Consider the following 4,281-nt stretch of genomic DNA (forward strand, 5'->3'; position numbering starts at 1 on the left):
CAAGGGCACCAGGCGAATAACCCAGCGGTGCAGCGTGGAATGATCAACAACAATACCGCGCTCTGCCATTATCTCTTCCAGGTTGCGTAAACTCAGTGAGTAAGCCAGATACCAGCGGACACCCTGAGCAATAATATCGACGGGATAATGCAGACGACAGAAGGCGTTTCGAATGAGAGACATGGTCAGAAAAAATCGTAAATAAAAACAGCATGTTACCTGAGTAAGCCTTAATGCGACACAACCACAATAAGGTGCTACAGCCTGAGTTCACGGACTAAACACTCTCCAAGAAAACCGGGGCGGTTCACATCACTACACGTTGATATCACTCCGGAGACCGAAACTAAGCGCCCTTGACATAGCATTGCTATAATCGAGGTGGATGTTTTTCAACATATCCTTGCTGCGTATCCCGTTTCAGAAAGAGAGGATGGGTTGGGCAAGGGGATCTTCCGCGCACCTGTTCTGAGACGCATGTGAACATGGTTGCCGAACTTTCGGTCTCCGTCATGACAAGATAAAAAAGAGTCAATATATGGTTATCAAATGGATGAAGCGTATCGTGTTGTATCTGGTGATCCTGGGGATCGGGGCGCTTGGCGGACGTATCTATTTCACACAGCGAAGTCCGGACCTCCAGCTCTGGCATACCTTCGTGCCACATGAAATGCGTGCGGACGCGATAGACAAAGCCGATTGGGCTACTTACCTGAGCGCTGAGGACGCGCTTTTTAAAGAAGTCCGGATTAATGTGACCGACAAGTTGGCTAGCAGCGTAAAAACTCCGTTGAACCGTTACTATTTCGGCAGTCCTATTTACCCTGAAAAGTTCCCGACTGACTGGAATCGCTCTTACGTGATGATGCCGACAGGAAAACCGAAAGGGGCTGTAGTCTTGTTGCATGGTTTGACTGATACACCTTACAGCTTACGTCATATCGCCGATAATTATCGCCAGTTTGGCTATGTGGTCGTCGGTATTCGCTTACCGGCACACGGTACCGTTCCTGGGGCATTGACGGATGTGAACTGGGAGGATTGGCTGGCTGCAACCCGTTTGGCGGTACGAGAGGCCAAATCCCTCAGTGGCAATGCTCTTCCTTTGCATATGGTCGGTTTTTCCAACGGGGGCGCATTGGCGATGAAATATACGCTGGATGCCCTTGATGATACCACGCTGGCGAAACCTCAAAGGGTGGTACTGATTTCGCCGATGATTGGTGTCACCCGATTTGCCCGATTTGCCGGGGTTGCTGGCTGGCCGGCTTTATTTCCTGCCTTTGCCAAGGCGGCATGGTTAGGTATTGTTCCCGAATTTAATCCATTTAAATACAACTCGTTTCCAGTCAATGCCGCCCGTCAATCTTTCCAGCTAACGCAAGAATTACAAAAACAGATAATCCGTGATGCAAAAAATAAAAAAATGGATGAATTACCCCCGATACTGACGTTCCAGTCAGTCTTGGACTCGACCGTCAGTACGCGTTCGGTGATCACCGCGCTATATAACCATTTGCCGGCAAACGGCAGTGAAGTGGTTTTGTTCGATTTGAATCAAGCCGTCAGTTTCGGGCCATTACTGAGAACGTCATCCTATACTGCCTTATCCCGTTTGCTGCCCCCCCCACCAAGAAATTATAAAGCCACAATAGTCACCAACGTTTCCCCTGAAACCACGGAGACATTGGCACGTACTACGGTTGCGGGGCAAACAGCAGAAACAACGGAACCGCTCGGTATCGTCTATCCACCGGATATTTTCTCGTTGTCGCATGTCGCTTTGCCATTCCCGATGAGTGATTCATTGTATGGCCGCTACCCTGAGCCACGTAATCAATACGGGATCAGTCTAGGGACATTTGCCGCACGCGGTGAACGAGCCGTGCTGGTTGTAGGGCTGGACTCACTGATGCGTCTCTCATCAAACCCGTTCTTCCCTTATATGTTAAAACGTATTGATGATAATATCAGCAGGTAAGGAACCTCAATAGCGATGCAGGTATCTGGTAATAACAGAATCAACCCGACGTCCCTTAAAATCTGATCCACAGAGATGACATCGTGAATATAAAGCGTGTTGCTGTTCTACTTATTATCACACTTTTTCTTTTCGCTTGTGACAGAGAACCCTCTGAGCATATCGAAAGAGTACCGTTGGTCAGTATATTTGATGTTAGAAATAGTGCTCAACTCGGGGTGCGGACCTTTCCTGCCCGGATCGTGGCTGGTGATAGAACCCCTTTGGCTTTTAAACGCGCAGGACAGTTACAGCAGCTTCTGGTCTATGAGGGTGAACGGGTTAAGCAAGGGCAGTTGATCGCCGAGCTTAACAGCAACGATGCCAGGTTGCGAGTGAGTGATCGCGAGGCCCGTTTTAATCTGGCGCAGGCCCAGTTCAATCGTTATGCCACTTTAAGTGCCAACAAGGTCATTTCACGTGCAGAACTTGACGTACAACGTGCGGCACGTGACTCCGCTCTGGCTGAGTTGAAATTAGCCCAGGAGGAGCTGCGCGATATGCAAATACGCGCACCTTTTAGCGGCATTATCGCCGAGGTCAATGTCCGTAACTATCAAGTTGTCCCGATGGGGCAATCAATAGCAGTTTTAAATTCGCTGGACTCTCTGGATGTGCTCTTCAGTATCCCCGAAAATCTTTTCCGTATCATTGACAGTAATAACATCCACTATCAGCCAGTTGTTCAGTTGAATAACCTTCCTGGTCGTCAATTTGCCGCCCGTTACAAAGAGCACACGACTCATACCACCGCGAGATCATTAACCTATCAGATGACATTAACCATGGATCGTCCGCGGGACTTACCCCTGCTCTCCGGCATGAGCGGCAGTGTAAAAATAAACCTTGGTAATCTGACCAATGCTGTGCAAACCAGCAACATCGTGGTGCCCGCAGAGGCGGTATTTGACCCAGACAATCAGCCACACGTGTGGGTAGTTAAAGACGAGGGTGGGAAATTATTTGTCGAACCCCGCCAGGTTGAAACAGGGCAACTGACGTCCAACGGTATTCAGATTGTTTCTGGCCTGGTGGATGGTGAACGAATTGTTGCAGCGGGTCCCCGTGAATTACATGCTAACGAGGAAGTGCGAGCCTGGGTTCGTGAGCGAGGTCTGTGATGAAATTGACGGAAAACTTCATCAACAATAATACCCGTATCTGGCTGGCGATCCTGTTGCTGGGTATCGGAGGCGTGCTGGCCTTTCTGAATATAGGTCGACTGGAAGATCCGGCTTTTACCATTAAAACGGCTGTCGTGGTCACTCGCTACGACGGAGCCTCTGCACAACAAGTGGAAGAGGAGGTTACTCTTCCACTGGAAAATGCCATCCAGCAACTGCCTTATGTCGACAATGTCACCTCCATCTCCAGCGTGGGGCTATCGCAGATCACCGTCAATATTCGTGCTGAATATGGTGCGGCGGAACTGCCACAAATCTGGGATGTGCTGCGCCGTCGTATCAGTGATGCCACCGTACGTTTGCCTCCGGGCTCAAGCCCGCCGATCGTCAATGATGATTTCGGCGACGTCTACGGCGTCCTCTTCTCACTGCAGGGGGCCGGTTACAGCAATCAGGCTCTGCGCAACTTTGCCGAACTGCTGGCCCCATTCCCAGTTGAAATGCAACAAAGTGACCCACTGGCTAGACCCGGATAAAATCACCGTTCTGGCCCTACTGGAGATCCCTTTGCATGCAGGGAAAACATCTGACTCAGAAAGAGCGGTTCTACATCGAAAAACGTCGTGATGATGGGGTTAATCAGGCCACTATTGCCAGAGAGCTTCAGCTTCCGCGCTCTACCATCAGCCGGGAACTCAGACGCAATACCGACGCCGCTTTCAACGGCGTTTATTCCTGCAGAAGGGCAGAAACACTGGCCAGAGGGCGGCGTCAGAAAGCACGTCCGGATAACGTGGTTAACCAGCTTGAACCGCACATTCAAGAATTTATCAGGCAGGCGCTGTCTACCCACACTTCACCTGATGTCATCAGTGGCCGCCTGTTCCTGGAATTTGGTTTATCGGTCAGCAAGAACTAGCTCTATCGCTATATCCAGCAGGAGCGCCAGGCCGGCGGAGACCTGTATCAGCAGCTCCCGCATCGGGGTAAGCGGTATAACTATCAGACCGACCAGGCCACCCGTGGTCCTATTCCCAACCGCGTTGGCATTGAGCACCGGCCTGCCGAAGCGGACCTCAAACAACAGCCCGGACACTTTGAAATTGATACCATTTTTGGCAAAGACCAGAAGTCATT

3 protein-coding genes and 2 pseudogenes are annotated in these 4,281 nt (G+C 50.4%); 4 read left to right on the forward strand and 1 reads right to left on the reverse strand.

Translation table 11 applies throughout. The features are described 5' to 3' along the window. Positions 1-183 (reverse strand): annotated as a pseudogene (locus ACKWMY_RS27825) (IS6 family transposase); the annotation flags it as partial. Positions 184-538: 355 nt separating this feature from the next. On the opposite strand from ACKWMY_RS27825, the gene ACKWMY_RS27830 reads away from it, so the two are divergent. The 4 genes and pseudogenes from ACKWMY_RS27830 (at position 539) to ACKWMY_RS27845 (ending at position 4,063) form a co-directional block, all read left to right on the forward strand. Then, positions 539-1,981 (forward strand): alpha/beta hydrolase, encoded by a 1,443-nt coding sequence (locus ACKWMY_RS27830; RefSeq protein WP_409487490.1) that lies wholly within the window; start codon positions 539-541, stop codon positions 1,979-1,981. 83 nt (positions 1,982-2,064) lie between these two features. Next, the gene (locus ACKWMY_RS27835; protein ID WP_409487491.1) at positions 2,065-3,141 is read left to right on the forward strand and encodes an efflux RND transporter periplasmic adaptor subunit; all 1,077 of its coding nucleotides are present in this window, start codon (positions 2,065-2,067) and stop codon (positions 3,139-3,141) included. Then, positions 3,141-3,626: pseudogene (locus tag ACKWMY_RS27840) on the forward strand (efflux RND transporter permease subunit); the annotation flags it as partial. The gene ACKWMY_RS27835 and the pseudogene ACKWMY_RS27840, both read left to right, overlap by 1 nt. An 89-nt stretch (positions 3,627-3,715) precedes the next feature. Beyond that, entirely contained in the window at positions 3,716-4,063 is a 348-nt protein-coding gene (locus ACKWMY_RS27845; protein ID WP_409487492.1) for a helix-turn-helix domain-containing protein, read from the forward strand. Positions 4,064-4,281: the final 218 nt, after the last annotated feature.

It is taken from the genome of Serratia sp. J2, assembly GCF_046269175.1.
Classification (GTDB): domain Bacteria; phylum Pseudomonadota; class Gammaproteobacteria; order Enterobacterales; family Enterobacteriaceae; genus Chania; species Chania fonticola_C.